The 16,505-nt window shown below is 39.6% G+C and carries 16 protein-coding genes; 14 read left to right on the top strand and 2 right to left on the bottom strand.

Annotated elements, in window-relative coordinates:
- Nucleotides 1-99 precede the first annotated feature (99 nt).
- Nucleotides 100-1,404: an MFS transporter gene (locus tag ACIP9C_RS18115; protein ID WP_401012827.1), complete on the top strand. Its 1,305-nt coding sequence runs from the start codon at nt 100-102 to the stop codon at nt 1,402-1,404.
- Between the two features lie 62 nt (nt 1,405-1,466).
- A complete protein-coding gene (locus tag ACIP9C_RS18110) occupies nt 1,467-2,072 on the top strand; it encodes a TetR/AcrR family transcriptional regulator (RefSeq protein ID WP_401012825.1) in 606 nt (201 codons plus the stop codon).
- Nucleotides 2,073-2,304: 232 nt separating this feature from the next.
- Here the strand turns inward: ACIP9C_RS18110 and ACIP9C_RS18105 are convergent, their stop codons facing one another.
- Both ACIP9C_RS18105 and ACIP9C_RS18100 read right to left on the bottom strand, forming a co-directional pair.
- The gene (locus tag ACIP9C_RS18105; protein WP_401012824.1) at nt 2,305-3,921 is read right to left on the bottom strand and encodes an MFS transporter; all 1,617 of its coding nucleotides are present in this window, start codon (nt 3,919-3,921) and stop codon (nt 2,305-2,307) included.
- Between the two features lie 193 nt (nt 3,922-4,114).
- Nucleotides 4,115-4,681, bottom strand: coding sequence for a TetR/AcrR family transcriptional regulator (locus tag ACIP9C_RS18100; RefSeq protein WP_401012822.1), 567 nt, complete (start codon nt 4,679-4,681; stop codon nt 4,115-4,117).
- Between the two features lie 136 nt (nt 4,682-4,817).
- Between ACIP9C_RS18100 and ACIP9C_RS18095 the strand changes: the two genes are divergently transcribed.
- The 12 genes from ACIP9C_RS18095 (at nt 4,818) to ACIP9C_RS18040 (ending at nt 16,501) form a co-directional block, all read left to right on the top strand.
- Nucleotides 4,818-6,389, top strand: a complete 1,572-nt coding sequence (locus tag ACIP9C_RS18095) for a class I adenylate-forming enzyme family protein (RefSeq protein WP_401012820.1) — start codon at nt 4,818-4,820, stop codon at nt 6,387-6,389.
- Nucleotides 6,390-6,411: 22 nt separating this feature from the next.
- The gene (locus ACIP9C_RS18090; RefSeq protein ID WP_401012818.1) at nt 6,412-7,575 is read left to right on the top strand and encodes an acyl-CoA dehydrogenase family protein; all 1,164 of its coding nucleotides are present in this window, start codon (nt 6,412-6,414) and stop codon (nt 7,573-7,575) included.
- Between the two features lie 21 nt (nt 7,576-7,596).
- Nucleotides 7,597-8,112 carry an FAS1-like dehydratase domain-containing protein gene (locus ACIP9C_RS18085; RefSeq protein ID WP_401012816.1) on the top strand — a complete coding sequence of 172 codons (516 nt, stop codon included), beginning with the start codon at nt 7,597-7,599 and terminating at the stop codon, nt 8,110-8,112.
- 11 nt (nt 8,113-8,123) lie between these two features.
- The gene (locus ACIP9C_RS18080; protein WP_401012814.1) at nt 8,124-8,564 is read left to right on the top strand and encodes a hotdog family protein; all 441 of its coding nucleotides are present in this window, start codon (nt 8,124-8,126) and stop codon (nt 8,562-8,564) included.
- Nucleotides 8,565-8,568: 4 nt separating this feature from the next.
- Nucleotides 8,569-9,735, top strand: a complete 1,167-nt coding sequence (locus ACIP9C_RS18075; protein ID WP_401012812.1) for a thiolase C-terminal domain-containing protein — start codon at nt 8,569-8,571, stop codon at nt 9,733-9,735.
- Nucleotides 9,736-9,741: 6 nt separating this feature from the next.
- On the top strand, nt 9,742-10,170 hold the full coding sequence (locus ACIP9C_RS18070; protein WP_401012811.1) for a Zn-ribbon domain-containing OB-fold protein: 429 nt from the start codon (nt 9,742-9,744) through the stop codon (nt 10,168-10,170).
- A complete protein-coding gene (locus ACIP9C_RS18065) occupies nt 10,170-11,339 on the top strand; it encodes an acyl-CoA dehydrogenase family protein (RefSeq protein WP_401012809.1) in 1,170 nt (389 codons plus the stop codon). Before ACIP9C_RS18070 ends, ACIP9C_RS18065 begins: the two co-directional genes overlap by 1 nt.
- Before the next feature lie 11 nt (nt 11,340-11,350).
- Nucleotides 11,351-12,523: a CaiB/BaiF CoA transferase family protein gene (locus tag ACIP9C_RS18060; RefSeq protein ID WP_401012807.1), complete on the top strand. Its 1,173-nt coding sequence runs from the start codon at nt 11,351-11,353 to the stop codon at nt 12,521-12,523.
- A 14-nt stretch (nt 12,524-12,537) separates the two neighbouring features.
- Complete coding sequence (locus tag ACIP9C_RS18055) at nt 12,538-13,752, top strand: CaiB/BaiF CoA transferase family protein (RefSeq protein ID WP_401012805.1); 1,215 nt, start codon at nt 12,538-12,540, stop codon at nt 13,750-13,752.
- 148 nt (nt 13,753-13,900) lie between these two features.
- A complete protein-coding gene (locus ACIP9C_RS18050) occupies nt 13,901-14,044 on the top strand; it encodes a hypothetical protein (protein WP_340822610.1) in 144 nt (47 codons plus the stop codon).
- Nucleotides 14,045-14,060: 16 nt separating this feature from the next.
- Complete coding sequence (locus tag ACIP9C_RS18045; RefSeq protein ID WP_401012803.1) at nt 14,061-15,725, top strand: CoA transferase; 1,665 nt, start codon at nt 14,061-14,063, stop codon at nt 15,723-15,725.
- Nucleotides 15,722-16,501: an enoyl-CoA hydratase/isomerase family protein gene (locus tag ACIP9C_RS18040; RefSeq protein ID WP_401012801.1), complete on the top strand. Its 780-nt coding sequence runs from the start codon at nt 15,722-15,724 to the stop codon at nt 16,499-16,501. Before ACIP9C_RS18045 ends, ACIP9C_RS18040 begins: the two co-directional genes overlap by 4 nt.
- Nucleotides 16,502-16,505: the final 4 nt, after the last annotated feature.

Here is a 16,505-nt window from a genome sequence, read left to right as displayed (position 1 = left end):
ATAGTATCATTGATATCAAGAAATGCTTTTTAAAAATGCATTTATTTTTTTAGATTTTAAAAAACTAAACAGTCAGTTTTAATAAGGAGTGGATATGAAATGTTACGAGTATTCTTGGAAAAGGTAAAAAAGTCAAAGGCATTTTTCAGCATTAATAAATCATTTGTTTTCTTTGGTATTGCAGCACTTTTTCTTTATTTAACGAACCAGTTCTATATGCTTGGTCAAATAAACAAGTTGCTTGAAATAACGAATTCAACAGTTATGTTAGCTAGTGTATTAATGGTTATGGTGATACCTAGATTAGTAATTCTTCCTTTAGCGGGAATTTTAACAGATAAATATAATGAGAGGACTATCATGTTATTTGGATTTATAGGACTGACATTATTGTTGGGGTCTATGGGAATTATCGAACAGATGGATCTTTTATCATTAAAAGTATTAATGATCTATGCAGGTGTATTTGGAGGAATCAGTGCAGTGATTTTACCTTCAACATTCTCCATAATTCCTAAAGTTATCACTCAAAACAATTTACCAAAAGCTAATGCTGCTATTCAACTAATTAACCAATTAACAATTTTTATTGGGCCAGCAATCGCCGGTATATTGTTAGGTTTTATACAACTAAAATACTACTACATAATAATTAGTGTCATGATGTTTTTATCCGTAATATTAATCTACTTTTGCAAATTTACACTGTTAGACCATGATGATGAAAACGTTGAACAAGTAGAAAAAAAGGCACAGCTAGATAAAGGTATTAAAGGTTACAAGGTTATTTTTAGTACACCTATTTTGATAATATTATTATTGTTCACCGCAGTATTAAATTTAGGTGTTGCAGGTCCGCAACAAATAGGGCTGCCTGTATTGATTGATAAAGAATTAAATTTAGGAACTAGGGAGTTGGGGTATTTACTGTCGGTTTTAGGGTTGGGTTCTATTGTGGGATCAGCATTAATTGGTATTTTTAGTAAACGGATGAATTTGTTATTTTCATTATCCATATTGGGTATCGTTTTCAGTTTATTGTGGACATTTATTGTAAGACCAGAACAATATATAATAATTTGTGTTTTGCTAGCTTTGTCTGGTATAGCAATAGGAAGTATTAATGTTATTTTTATTACCTTACTTCAACTCCATAGTCCACAGGAGATTCTAGGTAAAGTAATGAGTATACAATTAATGGGGTCAGTTGGTTTACAACCTCTGTCTTTTCTTATCTCTGGAATATTAATAGACAAATATAGCTTGCAAACCGCATTTTTATTAGGAGGATGTAGTATTTTTACTATTTCTCTCATACTACTTGTTATGTTTGTAAAAGGTAAAAAAGAAATAAAAAAGAAAAAAACGGAAAAAACGTTGACTAACTTTTCTGAACAATGTTAATATTTTTATAGAAACGGAATAGTCAGTTTTTATTTATAACGTATTACTTAAGGGAGTTTCGTATGCCTAAAATATCAGAGGATAAAAAGATAGAAAGAAAAAAGAAGATTTTAGCTGCTGCACTTAACGAATTTTCTGAAAAAGGATATTCTGCAACATCTGTAGATGACATTATTAATAGAGCAGAAATAAGTAAAGGATTAATATATACGTATTTTAAAAGCAAAGAGGAAATCTTCTTGCAACTAGCGGAGTATTGGGAAGAAATGACCGATCAAAGGAAAGTTTTAAATTTTGAATTTCCTAAAGAATTTACTTTAACTGAAAAATTAATCACTGTTTGGGATGGAATTGTTGATACTTGGACTTTAGAAAATTTACAGTTTGCACGTATACAATTTGAATTTTGGTTTGAGTCTTCTAAAATACCTCAATTAAAAGAAATAATGAAGAAAAAATCAAGTACCAGCTTTCATATAATTGAAAACGTCATTATTGAACATATCCCATCAATAGATAGAAATCTGCTTAATGCTTTTGTTAGACTTTGGTGGTCACAAGTAGACGGTTTAGTAATTTATTTTGTAAGTCATTCAACGTTACCTGATCATAAGGAAATGGAAAAGATAAGAGGGATTATTGAGAAGATGTGTGAAATTCTAGAGTAATTTAAGAAGTTTGATTTCTAAATCAATTAAATAAAAGAATGTCCAACAAAGTCCACTAAAGACTTTGTTGGACATTTTTTTCGCAACAAACCGCGCGTCCGCGATGGTTGCTCCTTATTGTAAACCTAAAGAAATCGCCACTAAAAGCCCCTTAATCGCCCGTAAACCCACACATATAAAAGTGTTAGCTTGATCGCCATCAAGCTAACACTTTTTCTTTTGTCCCAGTCTATTAAGAAACCGTCTCCTCCACAACGACCATTTCCTGCGCAATAACCGCAGGTGCAGGTGCCTTCTTCGCCTTCGGAATCAGAAAGCATAACAACAGAATCGTAGCAAACAGTGCCATCGCAATGTAGGCGATGGTATGGACAGCGGATGTAAGGCCTGCTGCAGTTGCTGTTGTAAAGATGGACTCGAATGATACCCCTAAAGATGTTAGATGTTCAGCTAATGCACCATTTTCCACAGTACCTGTTTGACCAGCTGCTAGTAGCGCTTCTGAATGCTCGCTTGCAATGCCTGCTTCACTTGCAGAAGCTAGTAACGTTTCTTTAAATGCTGCGTCTTTAAAAATGGAGAATAGCACGATTCCTGAGACAGAGCCTAATGGTGTGCCGAAATCACGGATGAATGAGAATAGGCCTGCGCCTGCCGCTAGTTTTTCTTTTGGTACTTCGTTTAGGGCAAATTTCATTAAGATTGGTGTATTGGCTCCAGATACGAAACCAAGACAAACGGCTAATGCCGCAATAATGTTGAAAGGCGTTGAGGCGTCGAGCATTGTAAAGATGAACATTATAATCGTTGGGATAAAGAAAATGGCAATTAAAATGGAACGGCCATTGATTTTATCTGATAAGCGACCTACGACTAAGCCCCCTATCGACGATGCCCCGTATAGGAACATGTAAAATAATCCTGTTTGAGAGGCATCCCCGCCTGGACGTGAGGAGATAAAGAAATTCATGCAATAGATGAATAGCATAAAGGTTGCGACAATAAGCAAGTTAATGCCGACTGCCATACTAAATAGTTTAATTTTCAATAGGGATAGCTCTATTAGTGGATTGTTCATGCGATTTTCACAAATCCACAATAGCACAATTGCCACTAAGCCTACAGCTAACGTAATGATTGTATACGGTGAAAAGAAGCCAAACATTTTGCCGATTGTGGATACAGACAATAATGTTATCGATGTCACAAAGATAAGGATGAGACCGATGAAATCAAAGGATGATTGCTTTTCTCCCTTCGATTCCTCTACGAAAATTAAGACAACAATCAAGCCAAGAAACGCTAATGCCGCACTAATCCAATAAATAATGGGCCAGCCATATTGTAATATCAAATAGCCTGCAATTGCCGCGCCTGACATGGCAGCGATAGCTTGTACGGATGAAAAAATGCCCGATGCCATTCCTCGTTTTTCGGGTGGGAAAATGACCCCGATATAAGCAATGGCGATTGGTAAAATAAAGCCAACCGCTATCCCTTGGAATACTCGTGCAACTAGAAAGACTGTGAAATCTGGCGCTATTGCAGCGGCAACTTCAGAAATAGTGAAAATCACCATGCCGATGAGCAACATCTTTTTTCGACCATACTGATCTGCTAACCGTCCTACAATCGGATATAGAGTAGCAGAAGCAACGTAAAAAGTTAGTAAAATTAAGCCAGCTAAATAGGTTGGTAGTTTAAAATGCTGCGAAATTACCGGAATGGCCGGTGCCTGAAATGCCATTGCCTCAATTGCTACAAATGCCCCGAAAACTAATGCTAAAAATTGAATCCATTGCGCTCGTGTAACCTTCGCATCTTGTCGTTTGTTTTCCGTACTTGCCATTTCTAATCATCCCCCTTAATGATAATAAAGCGTTTACAATCCAATGCATCTCCTTCTGCAAGAATTTATTAAGCCTCATTATAAGAGATATAATTTTCGCATTTCAATCCACAAATTTTATGAAAATGTCGTATAAACAACAATATCATGTGCTTTGATGGATTTTTACTAACATTTCGACAGTATTCTACTTTTAACTATTTAAATGCTGACAAAGCATGTTTGACTCGAAAAGTTTTGTCGTTTCTTCCGCTATAAATTGTGCGGAATATTGATAATATGTTTCAACACTCCAATGATAAATCATGCCTGTAATGACGGAGGCATAATACGTGGCAGCAATTTGAGGTGCTGGCATCTTGTCTGTTACTAAAGTTAAAAATTGGTTATAGATTTCAGAAGAAAGTCTTTTCATAAAAGAATCGCTAAAAGTTAAAAATGTGTGGAAGGCGACATAGTGCTGTTCTACATAGCTAAAAATGGCATGTTGTACACCGTATTGAAAAAAGAAAGTTGGAGAAGGCTCTGCATTTTGAACCATAATCCCGCAAATATCTTCAATAAAATCCAAGACAATTTGATTTTGTAAGTGTTCCTTTGTTTGAAAGTGCATGTAAAAAGTAGAGCGATTAATATTACAACGAGCGACGATATCCGTAATCGAAACAACGGTAGAGCCTCTTTCTTGAACTAAAGAAATATACGTTTGCTTGATTAAGTTACGTGAATGCTGTGCACGACGGTCTTTTTTTACTTTCATAAAAACACCCCACAATTTTTAATTTTCCGTTCTAAATAAAAAATTTTGAAGAATTATTGCTATATTCGAAATTATATATTATCATAATCGAAATGACTATAATATTCTGAATATTCAATAAAGGGGGAGCGGTGAAATGAACGCATATTTGCTATTGTCAATTGCCTCAAGTATTGCACCAGAGCAAGAAATTTTAACTTTTTTTAATAGGCGTTTAAGTTATGAGCAACTTGCCCATCGTGTAGGTGCATTGGCTAGTCGATTGGCAGCTGATGGTGTTAAACATGGGGATCGAGTAGGGGTTATTTCAACAAATAGCCCGGAAGTGGTAGAAAGTTTTTTTGCAGCATTTCAACTAGGTGCAACAATTGTACCGATTAACTATCGTGCTAAGCCGGAAGAGTTGGAGTATATGTTACGAGATAGCGAGATTAAAGTTTTACTTATTGAGGGTCGCTATGTACAATCCATAAAACAATTTTTAAATAATCCGTTGTGCAAAATTGACAAGACGATTGTGATAGGCGATGACGCATATGGTTACGAATTATATGAAGAGTACATTGCGAATACTGAGCCGATGATTGACTTTGCCGACATATATGAAGACGATATTGCGATTTTACTCTATACGAGTGGGACAACGAGTTTGCCAAAAGGGGTCATGCTTACTTATACACAGCTAACGAATTATGTGATGGGGCATACCGAAGCGGCAACTGGCTTACCAAATGGCGCATCGTTAACATGTGTTCCAAATTACCATGTAGCTGGGGCAACAAGTATTTGTAACTGTATTTATGGTGGTCGCCGTATTGTATTGATTCGCCAGTTTGAAGCAGATACGTGGCTAGATACGTTAGAGCAAGAGCAAGTGACACACGCATTTTTAGTGCCGACGATGCTAAAGCGTATTATTGATCATCCACGCTTCGGACAAACCGATTTTTCAAGTTTACAAAGCCTATCCTACGGTGCGGCACCAATGCCATTTCCAATTATTCGTCAGGCAATTGAGATGTTCCCTTTATCAGTTGATTTTGCTAATGCATTTGGGATGACAGAAACGACATCTACGGTTGCTGTATTAGGACCTGATGACCATAAGCTTGTCGGCACACCGGAAGAAATTGAACGCAAGATTGAACGCTTACATTCGGTAGGAAAGCCATTGCCAAATGTAGACATTAAAATACTTGATGACAGTCATAATGAGTTATCTCCTAATGAAATTGGTAACGTTTACATTAAAACCGCAAAGGCGATGAAAGGTTACTGGAATCGTCCAGAAGAATCGAAAGAAACGATGATAAAAGGCTGGATCAACACAAAAGATATGGGTTACTTAGATGAGGATGGCTATTTATTTTTAAAAGGTCGCAACTCAGACATGATTATCCGTGGTGGCGAAAATATTGCACCGCAGGAAATTGAAAATGTGCTTATGGCTCATCCGGAAATTTCTGATGCAGCAGTGATTGGTGTACCTAGTGTGGAATGGGGCGAAGAGATTTTAGCTGTCGTTATTCCAAATAATGAACTTGCACCCCCTGCTATTGCGGATATTACGGCATATTGTCGAGAGCGACTCGCTAGTTTTAAATGTCCTAGAATAATAGAATTTGCAACGGAATTACCACGTACATCATCAGGAAAGATATTAAAGCGTGATTTACGTGATCAATATACTACTAACTTAGTGGAATAAAAACAGAAAGGTGATGGAGTCGATGAAATTTGAATTAACAGCAAAACAAGAGTTGTTACGGAAGACCATTCGGGAGTACTTAGCGGAGCAAATAACAGAGGAGTTAATTGAGGAGTTGAAAGTAACACCAGAAGGGGGGCCAATCTGGAAGGCGTACATTAAAAAGCTTGGTGATGATGGCTGGCTCGGTGTTGGGTGGCCAAAGGAGTATGGTGGGCAAGGCCTTACACCGCTTGAGCAATATATTTTCATCGAGGAAATAGATCGCACAGGTATCAATATTCCTTTCATTACGCTAGAAACAGTCGGTCCAACGTTAATGAAATTAGGGACTGAGGAACAAAAAAATTATTTTCTACCAAAAATATTAAAAGGTGAAGTGGAGATAGCGATTGGCTATTCAGAACCGCAAGCAGGTACTGACCTAGCTGCATTAGAAACAACAGCCGTTCGCGATGGTGATGATTATGTCATCAACGGTCAAAAGATTTTCACGACAAACGCACATATTGCTGATTATATTTGGCTTGCAGCGCGAACAGATACAACAGTGTCAAAGCATAAGGGCATTTCAATTTTTTTAGTGCCAACGACAGACCCAGGATTTTCTGTAACGCCCATGGCATTAATGGGTGAAGAAACGAATGTTACCTACTATGAAAATGTGCGCGTACCTGCTTCGGCGCTTGTTGGTGAAGAAAATAAAGGCTGGCAATACATTACTTCACAACTTTCCCTTGAACGTTTAATGCTTTCTACATATGCGCGCATGGAGCGTATGGTGGAAGAAACATTAGCATTTGCTCAAGAAGCAATGATTGATGGTGAACGTGTCATTGATCGTCCATGGGTAAAAGAGCATTTTGCACAAATGAAGATGAATTTAGAAGTATTGCGTTTACTCAATTACCGTGCTGCATGGGGACATGACAATGAACAAGTAGCACCATTTAGACCTTCGATGAATAAAGTGTTTGCAGCTGAAATCAATCAGCGTGTCTTTGATTCTTGTATGCATATTATGGGGCTGTTTGGGCAAGTGCGAGACGGCTCTGAATGGGCAATAGCGAACGGCGATGCAGAAAATTATGCAAAGAAACGCCTCGTGTTTTTATTTGGTGGCGGTGCCAATGATGTACAACGAGATTTAGTGGCACGCTTTGGTTTAGGGTTACGCCGTGCTTAATACAAAGGAGGGAACGAAGACATGTCATTAACAACAGAAATGCTACAATCGCTAGTCGGCATTGAATCAGAGGTGACAAAAGGCACTGATGAAGTATGCCGTCCGATGATTCGCCATTATTGCGAAGTGATGGAAGATGCCAATCCACTGTATCGTGATGACGCTTATGCAAAGGCATCACGTTACGGAGAAATTATCGCACCACCGACACAGGTGCAAGTTTATACGATGAATCCACTTTGGCCAAAAGTTGAGCGCGAAAAAAATTCGATGGAACATTTAGTAGATTTGCTAAAGGAGCATGGCTATTCTTCGATTGTTGCTACTGCACAAGTACAAGAATATTTTGAGCCAATGAAAATAGGGGATGACATTAGTTATACGTTGTCCGTGAAAGAGATTTCACCTTTGAAGCAAACGGCACGTGGTCCAGGTTACTTCTCGACATTTTTATATACATTTTTAAACCAGCGCAATGAGGTTGTTTGTAAGCAGTCATTTACAATCTTATCGTATCAAGCGCAAGTGCAAGAATAGGAGGATTGGGAATGGAAGCGACGACATATGCAAGCATAACTTGGAATTCTATTGAAGTCGGAACGGAACTGCCTACTACTTCTAGGGAGGTAACAGCAGCACTCGTTGTGGGCGGTGCGATTGCAGCAACGCATGATTATGAAAACGTCCATCACGATCATTTGGCAGCAAAGGCAGCTGGCGCAGATGATGTGTTTATGAATATTTTAACGACGAACGGACTTGTCGGTAAATACTTAACTGATTGGGCAGGACCAGAAAGTACCTTGAAAAAAATTGCGTTGAAATTAGCAGTACCCAACTATCCAAATGACACGCTCGTCTTTAGTGGGCATGTGAAAAAGAAATATAAGGATAACGATGAATGTCTAGTAGAGATTGAGTTTGTCGGTAAAAACAATCTAGGCTATCACGCATTAGGAGAAGGCGTCTTAGCATTACCAAGGGGGTAAAGGTGTGGAAACGATTCAAGGGAAAGCAGCAATTGTAGGAATTGGACAAACCGAATTTAGTCAAAATTGCGGAAGAACAGAATTACGAATGGCACTTGAAGCGATTCTAGCTGCTGCAGAAGATGCAGGTTTAGCTATTAACGAAATCGATGGCATGGTCAATTATACGATGGATAGTGCTACGCAAATTGATATTGTACGGGCACTTGGGATTCCAAACTTAAGTTACTTCAACCAAATTCCGTATGGTGGTGGTGCGAGTTGTGGAACAGTGGCAAGTGCAGCAGCTGCTGTCGCATCTGGTATGGCGAACTACGTAGTTTGTGTGCGTTCTATTCGTGATGCATCTGGTCCGATGCGTTATGGCGATTTCGAGCCAACACGTGTAAGTGGAGATTTGCACATGGGCATGTATCATCCGTATGGCTTATTAACACCTGTGTCATGGGTAGCGATGTTTGCCAACCGTTATATTCATGAATATGGCATAAAGGATGGACAGCTAGCGTGGGCACCTTTAGTAAATCGCGAAAATGCAAATCGCAATCCGAATGCAATCTTTTATAATCGCAAAATGACGATGGAGGAATACTTGGCATCACCTATCAATGTCGAGCCATTGCGTCGACATGATTGTTGTCTAAGTACGGACGGTGCAATAGCAGTCATTGTAACAACGCCAGAGCGTGCTAAAGCATTAAAACAAAAGCCAGTAATTATAGCTGGAGCTAGCCAAGGGATGTCTACAAACGGAGAAGTAATGACGAGTTATTACCGCGATGAAATTACGTTTTTACATGAAGTAGAAGCGTACGGTAAAAAATTATTCCAACAAGCTGGCATTACACCTCAGGATATTGATGTGGCTCAGTTTTATGATGCATTCAGTCCATTAATTCCGATGCAACTAGAAGCACTTGGCTTTGTAAGTCGAGGTGAGGGGGTTGCGTATTGTGAAGGTGGCACTAGAATTAATCGTCACGGCGAGTTACCGATTAACACAGCGGGTGGCTTAATGTCGGAAGGTTATTTACATGGAATGAATTTAATTACAGAAGGTGTGAGGCAAATTCGTGGAACATCCACAACACAAATTGATAACGTGGAAAATGTGCTTGTTACAGGTGGTTTAGGTGTACCAACTAGTGGGCTCATTTTAAGGAAGGGGTAAAACAATATGGTGCAATATACGGGTATTGGGACACCAAAGCCAAATATGAATGAAGATACGGAAATGTTTTGGCAAAAGCTTCAGGAAACAAAGAAATTGCATTTTCAACAATGTTGCAAGTGCGGTACGGTGTTACATCCCCCGCGTCCTGTTTGTTATAACTGTCACAGTTTCGAATTGGAATGGGTAGAGGCACCTACAAAAGGAAAAATCTATTCTTATGTTGTGTATCACCGTTCGGTACACCCAGGGTTTCAAACACCGTATGAAGTTGTGTTAGTTGAATTAGAAAATGGGGCAAGAATTGTCGGCAATATGCTGGATGCTGCTCCAGATGAAATGGCAATCGGTATGGCTGTAGAAGTAGTCGTAGACGATCAGGTATACGAAGACGTATCGCTTATTAAATTTAAAAAATATGAGGAGGGTTCGTAATGGATTTTCATTTAAATGATATTCAAAAGGAGTTTAAGCAAACAGCTCGGAAGTTTTTTAAAGAGAAGTGTGGGCTGGAGGAATTACGCGCCTTTGAAAAAAATCCACATCATTATTCAGAAAAGCTTTATAACGAACTGGTGGAGCTAGGCTTTGTCGGTCTTGTTGTACCAGAGCAATATGGTGGTTTTGGTGGAGACTTTTTAGATTTAGCGATTGTCATGGAGGAAGCGGGTTGGGGCTTATTCCAAGGACCTTTCTTATCAACAATCGTGAGTGGTGTAATGCCAGTGCTCACACATGGTACGGAGACACAAAAAGAAAGTTGGCTACCGGCATTTGCAAATGGAGAACAGAAAGTAAGCTATGCCATTGCAGAGCCACATGCCCATAACAAATTGGAGCATCTGTCGCTAGAAGCGGTTTTTGCTGGAGATAAATATGTGCTAAATGGTACGAAGTTATTTGTTCCTTTTGCACAGTCAGTTGAAAAGTTATTTGTCGTAGCACGTACAGATCAGGGTGCTGTTGGTACAGAGGAAGGGTTGACAGTTTTCCTTATTGATATGGCTACAAAAGGAATTGAAGTGAAAGACATTCCAACGATTAGTGCAGACGGTTTATGTGAAGTGCAGTTCAATCAAGTAGAAGTAAGTGCTGAGCAAATCGTAGGTAATGTTGGAGAAGGATTCCAAGTAGCTAGTGACATGCTAACGTTTGCGACAGCATTAAAATCTATTGAAATGACTGGCGTACTTAGTCGAGCAGTTGATATTACATCCGATTATGTTAAGGAGCGTCATCAATTTAATGTGCCAATCGGTTCGTTCCAAGCGGTTCAACATCGAATGTCGGATATGTTAACAATTGTTGAGGGAGGTCGTCTAGCAGCCTTTCATGCCTTTTCAAGATTAATAGAAGGCAAAGATGCGACAACAGAAGTAGCCATTGCAAAAGCTTGGCTAAGTCAAGAAGGACAAAAAGTAGTGACTGGTGCACATCAACTACACGGTGGGATGGGAATTGATTATGACTATCCACTACAGTTTTGTTACCGTCGCTTCAAAGGGCAACAACTAGAATTTGGTACGTCAGAAGTTCATCTGCGTAATCTAGGTGAATGGTTGTCCATAAAGCCAGAAGAACCTTCAAAAGTATCTAGTATGTAAGGGGGGAGTAGATGACGAATTCAGCGTTAACACATCTAAAAGTACTTGATTTATCCTGGCATATTGCGGGACCCTATTGTACAAAAATATTGGCGGATTATGGAGCGGAAGTTATTAAAGTTGAACGTCCTGAAACGGGTGATCCATCAAGAGCAGCTGGCCCTTTTAAAAATAATGAAGAAAATTTAAATGCGAGTGGTTTATTTGCTTATTTAAATAATAATAAACAAAGTATTACACTCGATTTAAAATCCGAGCAAAGTATTCGTATTATCAAGCAGTTAGTAAAGGGTATGGATTTACTTGTTGAAAACTTTGCACCAGGTGTGATGAAGCGGCTAGGCTTAGATTATGAAACGTTAAAGGCCATCAACCCTAAGCTTGTCATGGTATCGATTTCAAACTTTGGGCAACAGGGAGAATTTGCACATTATAAGGCAACGGAGATTATTACGCAGGCAATGAGCGGTTTCTTATCCTCAGTTGGTGAGCCACATCGAGAGCCAGTACGTGCAGCAGGACAATTACGTATTTTAGAGTACATTACAGGTACGTTTGCAGCATCATCGGCGCTAGCGGCATGTCGAGCGGCACGTGTATCGGGAATAGGTGCGCATTTAGATATATCCATTGCGGAAATGGGCTTATTACAGCGTTCCTATCCAACTGTTCAAAACTCTTATCCGACAAGTGTTTTTAAGTATGAGGGACGTTATGTCATGCTGCCAGGTATTGAACAATGTAAGGATGGGCATGTCGGCATAAGTGTTCTAACAGGGCAACATTGGCAAGGATTCTGCTTTATGATTGAGGCGTATGATTGGGTAGAAGATGAGCGTTTTACAACGTTACCGCAACGATTAATTCATAAGGACATTTTTCAAGAGCGCCTTGATGCGTTTTTAATGGAGCATACGACTGAAGAAGTGCTTGCTTTAGGCAATGAATGGCGTGTACCTGTAACGCTTGTTCCAACTTTTGAAGACTTACTTTCTTTAGATCAGTATGTAGAACGTGAATTTTTCGTCGAGGTCAATCATTCAGAACTTGGCATTATGAAGCAACCAGGCGCACCGTTCCGAATGTCGAAAACACCTTGGTCGATTCGTACAAGCGCACCTTTGCTAGGTGAGCATAACGAAAAAACATTAAAAGCATTCTATGATAAAAGTACACAAATCTAGAAAGGGTGAATCATATGCATCAACCATTAAAGGGAGTACGAATTTTAGATTTGTCGATGTGGTGGTCAGGCCCAATGTGTACATCTTATCTAGGTGCACTTGGTGCGGAAATTATTAAGTTGGAATCCATTCAATCACCAGATGGCTTCCGCTTTATGTTAACATCCCCGAAGGAAGATTGGTGGGAGTTTGGACCACAATTTAACGCTGCAAATCATAATAAATTAGGTGCGACGCTTAATTTAAATGATGAAGAGGGAAAAGCGTATTTTAAAAAAATTATGGAAAAATGCGATATTGTTATTGAAAACTTTACACCACGTGTGATGGAAAACTTTCAATTAACTTATGACGTGCTATCTCAGTATAAGAAAGATGTTATTATGCTATCGATGCCAGCCTACGGGAAAACAGGGCCATATCGTGACCAACCTGGATTTGCGTATACATTTGAAATGCTATCAGGTATTGCACAATTGAATGGCTATCAGGATGGTAAACCGATGACTGTACTTGGCGTTGCTGATGTATTAGCAGGTTTTCATGCGGCAGCAGCCTTGCTAATTGCACTAGAGCATCGAGATCGTACTGGTGAAGGACAGGAAATTGAGCTTGCGCAAAATGAAGGCTGCGTGAATTATATGGGCGCCCCTATTGCGGACTTTATATTGAATGGTAAAAATTGGAGCCGTGTAGGTAATCGTCAGCCAGGAATTGCCCCTCAAGGTGTATACCGTACACAAGGTAAAGATAGTTGGGTTGCGATTTCGATTACTTCGGATGAAGAATGGCACAGCTTATGCCAAGAAATGAATGCACAATCGCTCCTAAACGATGAGCGTTTGAAGACGGCGGCAGGGCGCTTTGCTGCCCATGATGAGTTAGATGCTATTATTTCGAAGTGGACACAGCAGGAGACACATCACGCAATTGCGTCACGGCTACAAAAAGTGGGTGTGCCGGCAGGTCCTGTGTTGGAAGTGCATGAAATGGAGCATGATCCATTTTTGAAAAATATGTATCAAGAGGTAACAAGGGAGTATGTAGGGACACATTTATATCCTTCATGGCCAATTAAATGGAACAATGAACGTGTTTTACAAAAAGCACCCGCACCATTACTTGGTCAGGATAATGAATATGTGTTTAAGGAGTTATTACAACTTTCGGATGAAGATTATAATAGCTTGCTAGAAAAAAATATTATCGGCAATAAAATGCTTAGCTAAAGCGAGGGAGAGTAAATGACCATTAAAATCGGTACGAAATTCACATGCCCAAAATGTCAAAGTGAATTCATTATTATGAAAATCGGCGAAGGACAGCTAACTTGCTGTGGGCAGAAGATTAGTGAGAAAAAGTAAGGAGTGATGTACGATGGCGAATCAATTAGGAAAACGATTTGAATGTTTGGAATGCGGAAGTGAAGTAATGTGCATCAAATCAGGTGAAGGTTCTGTACAATGCTGTAATAAAAATATGCAGGTGAAAAAACCGGTCGCATTACCAACAGCGGACTAAGATAGGAGGTCGTTTTATGAAGCAGCAAACACTTAAGGGCTGTAGAATACTAGAAATTTCGACAACACTTGCTACGAGTTTTGCTGCTGAACTATTACGGCAGCAAGGAGCATACGTAGAAAAAGTGAGTTTGAAGCAACCCTTCTTTTGTGATTCACAGAAGGTGCTTACATCATCGGTACAAACAGCTAGTGAATGGGATATTGTACTAACGGACGACAGTATGTGGAGATCAGCGTGTTTTCCAAAAGCAGTCACAGTATTCATTAACTTTTATTCTTTTCAAACAGGTGATGAGCGTGAACTCCAAGTAAAAGCAGGCTGGCTTAAAGAAAGTGAGCAAGAAACATCCCCTTCTATTGCCATTGGAGGTTTCCCCGCCTCATTATTAGTGGCAGCTCATATTGCTTTTCTTACAGTTTGTCAGTTACTTGAAGGGCGGCGCGAATCCACAGTAGTAGTGCATGTAGCCTCAATTTTAGCGAGTGCCCTACATGGTCGACTGTTTACGAAAGATGAACAAGAGATTGTACCGATGATGCTAACCCCTGCTGTGGATGGTCATCTGTTCATTGGTGCTCCAAGTGATGAACAGTGGGCATTTTTAACACGTTGGGCACAATTAGATTTGCCAACTTGTTCGACGCAATTTCAAAGAAGGTTGCAAAAAAGTAATATCGAGGCATCACTAAGTAAGTGGAGTTCAAGTCAATTACGGCAAGAGCTAATGACACTTGGGCAAACGTTTAGATTGCCATTTGCTAGTGTCCAATCGCACCAGGAAGTAATACAATGTCCTCAACATAAAAGTCGAGGTTTTATGGAACAACAATGCATTATCCGTTCCCCATGGATTATGTCAAAAGGGCTGGCAGCAAACCAGCCCTTTTCTTTTACCAGTTTTAAGGAGTTGCAAATTGTTGATTTGACAGCAATGTGGGCTGGTCCGTACTGTACGCGATTATTCGCAGATTTAGGAGCTACAGTAATTAAAATCGAAGCACCACATCGGCCAGATGGCATTCGTGGAAAGTCGGGGTCAACGCCATTTTTTGAAGAGCTAAATCGCGATAAAAAATCAGTCGTTCTAGATTTGAATGTGCAGGAAGATAAAAAGATTCTGTTAAGTCTTATTGAAGACAGCCACATTGTCGTTAATAATTTTAGCCCCCGCGTAATGGGGAATTTTGGTTTGACAGATGATGTACTACAGCTATACAATGCGTCAATTATTCATGCATCGTTATCCGCATTTGGTCAAACAGGACCTTATCGAGATTATGTAGGCTATGGGTCCACACTAGAGTCAATGAGTGGAATAGTAGCACAAACATTAGATCATACAGGAACCCCTACGCTACCTCCATTTTCTATAAGTGACATGCTAGCAGGTGTTATGGGCGCCTTTTCGATTGCACTTGCCTTGTATGAACAAACAACAACGCATGCAGCCTATATGATTGACGTTTCGCAATATGAAGTAGCAACGATGATAGCTTGGGATCCTTATACGCCTACATCTGATGCATCATGTGTCAAAACAATGCATAAATGTGATGACATTATAATAGAAGAAACACCAAATTCGTGGCAAGAAGAGAAAGGAAGAGCCCCTTATTTTGGTGAGCATACAGCTTATTACAAGACATATTATTCTAAAGAAAAGAGGGATTCACTATGACTTATCAATTTATCAATATAGCGCAACAGCAAGGCGTTGCCTACATACAGCTAGTAGATCGTGCAACACAAAATGAATGGCATGCCCCCTTTATTCAAGAGTTACGAGATGTGGCTGTTTATTTGCGTGATGCAACGGATATTAAGGTAGTTGTTGTCGGTTCGAGTGCAGATGAGTTTTCAATTGGCAGTAGTCTGCCTGCGATTTTAGAGGAAGATGTTCCACAACAATATCAGACAGTATGCCTTGCAACAGAAGCACTTGAACTATGGGCAAAGCTACCATATCCAATTATTATGGCGATTCATGGGCAATGTACGTCATTAGCATTTAGCTTTGCTTGTATTGCAGATATTCGAATAATTGCGCAGGATGCACAATTTGCGGTACCTGAATTAGCTTACGGATTAGTGCCAGCAGGGGGCATTACACAGCGATTGCCAAGGTTAATTGGTAAAGGTGCTGCAATGAATGTCTTGCTTGGTCAGTCTACTGTAATTGCGGAGGAAGCGATGGCGCTAGGCTTAGCTACAACACAAGTAACACGGGAGGAGTTATGGGAAGCGGCTTGTGCAGAAGGATTGCGTCTAAGCGAGCTCTCTACTTTATCTTTACAATATACAAAGGAATGCTTATATCGTGGTAGCGAGTTACCATTTGAGCAAGGCTTACGTTTAGAGTTAGATGTCTATTTATTGTTACAAACTTCACGTGATCGTATGGAAGGTGTACAGGCATTTTTAGAGAAACGCAAGCCACATTTTATTGGTGAGTAGGAGG

This window comes from Lysinibacillus sp. NPDC093210 (assembly GCF_044753985.1).
Lineage (GTDB): Bacteria > Bacillota > Bacilli > Bacillales_A > Planococcaceae > Lysinibacillus.
This window is presented reverse-complemented; position numbering and strand designations above follow the sequence as displayed.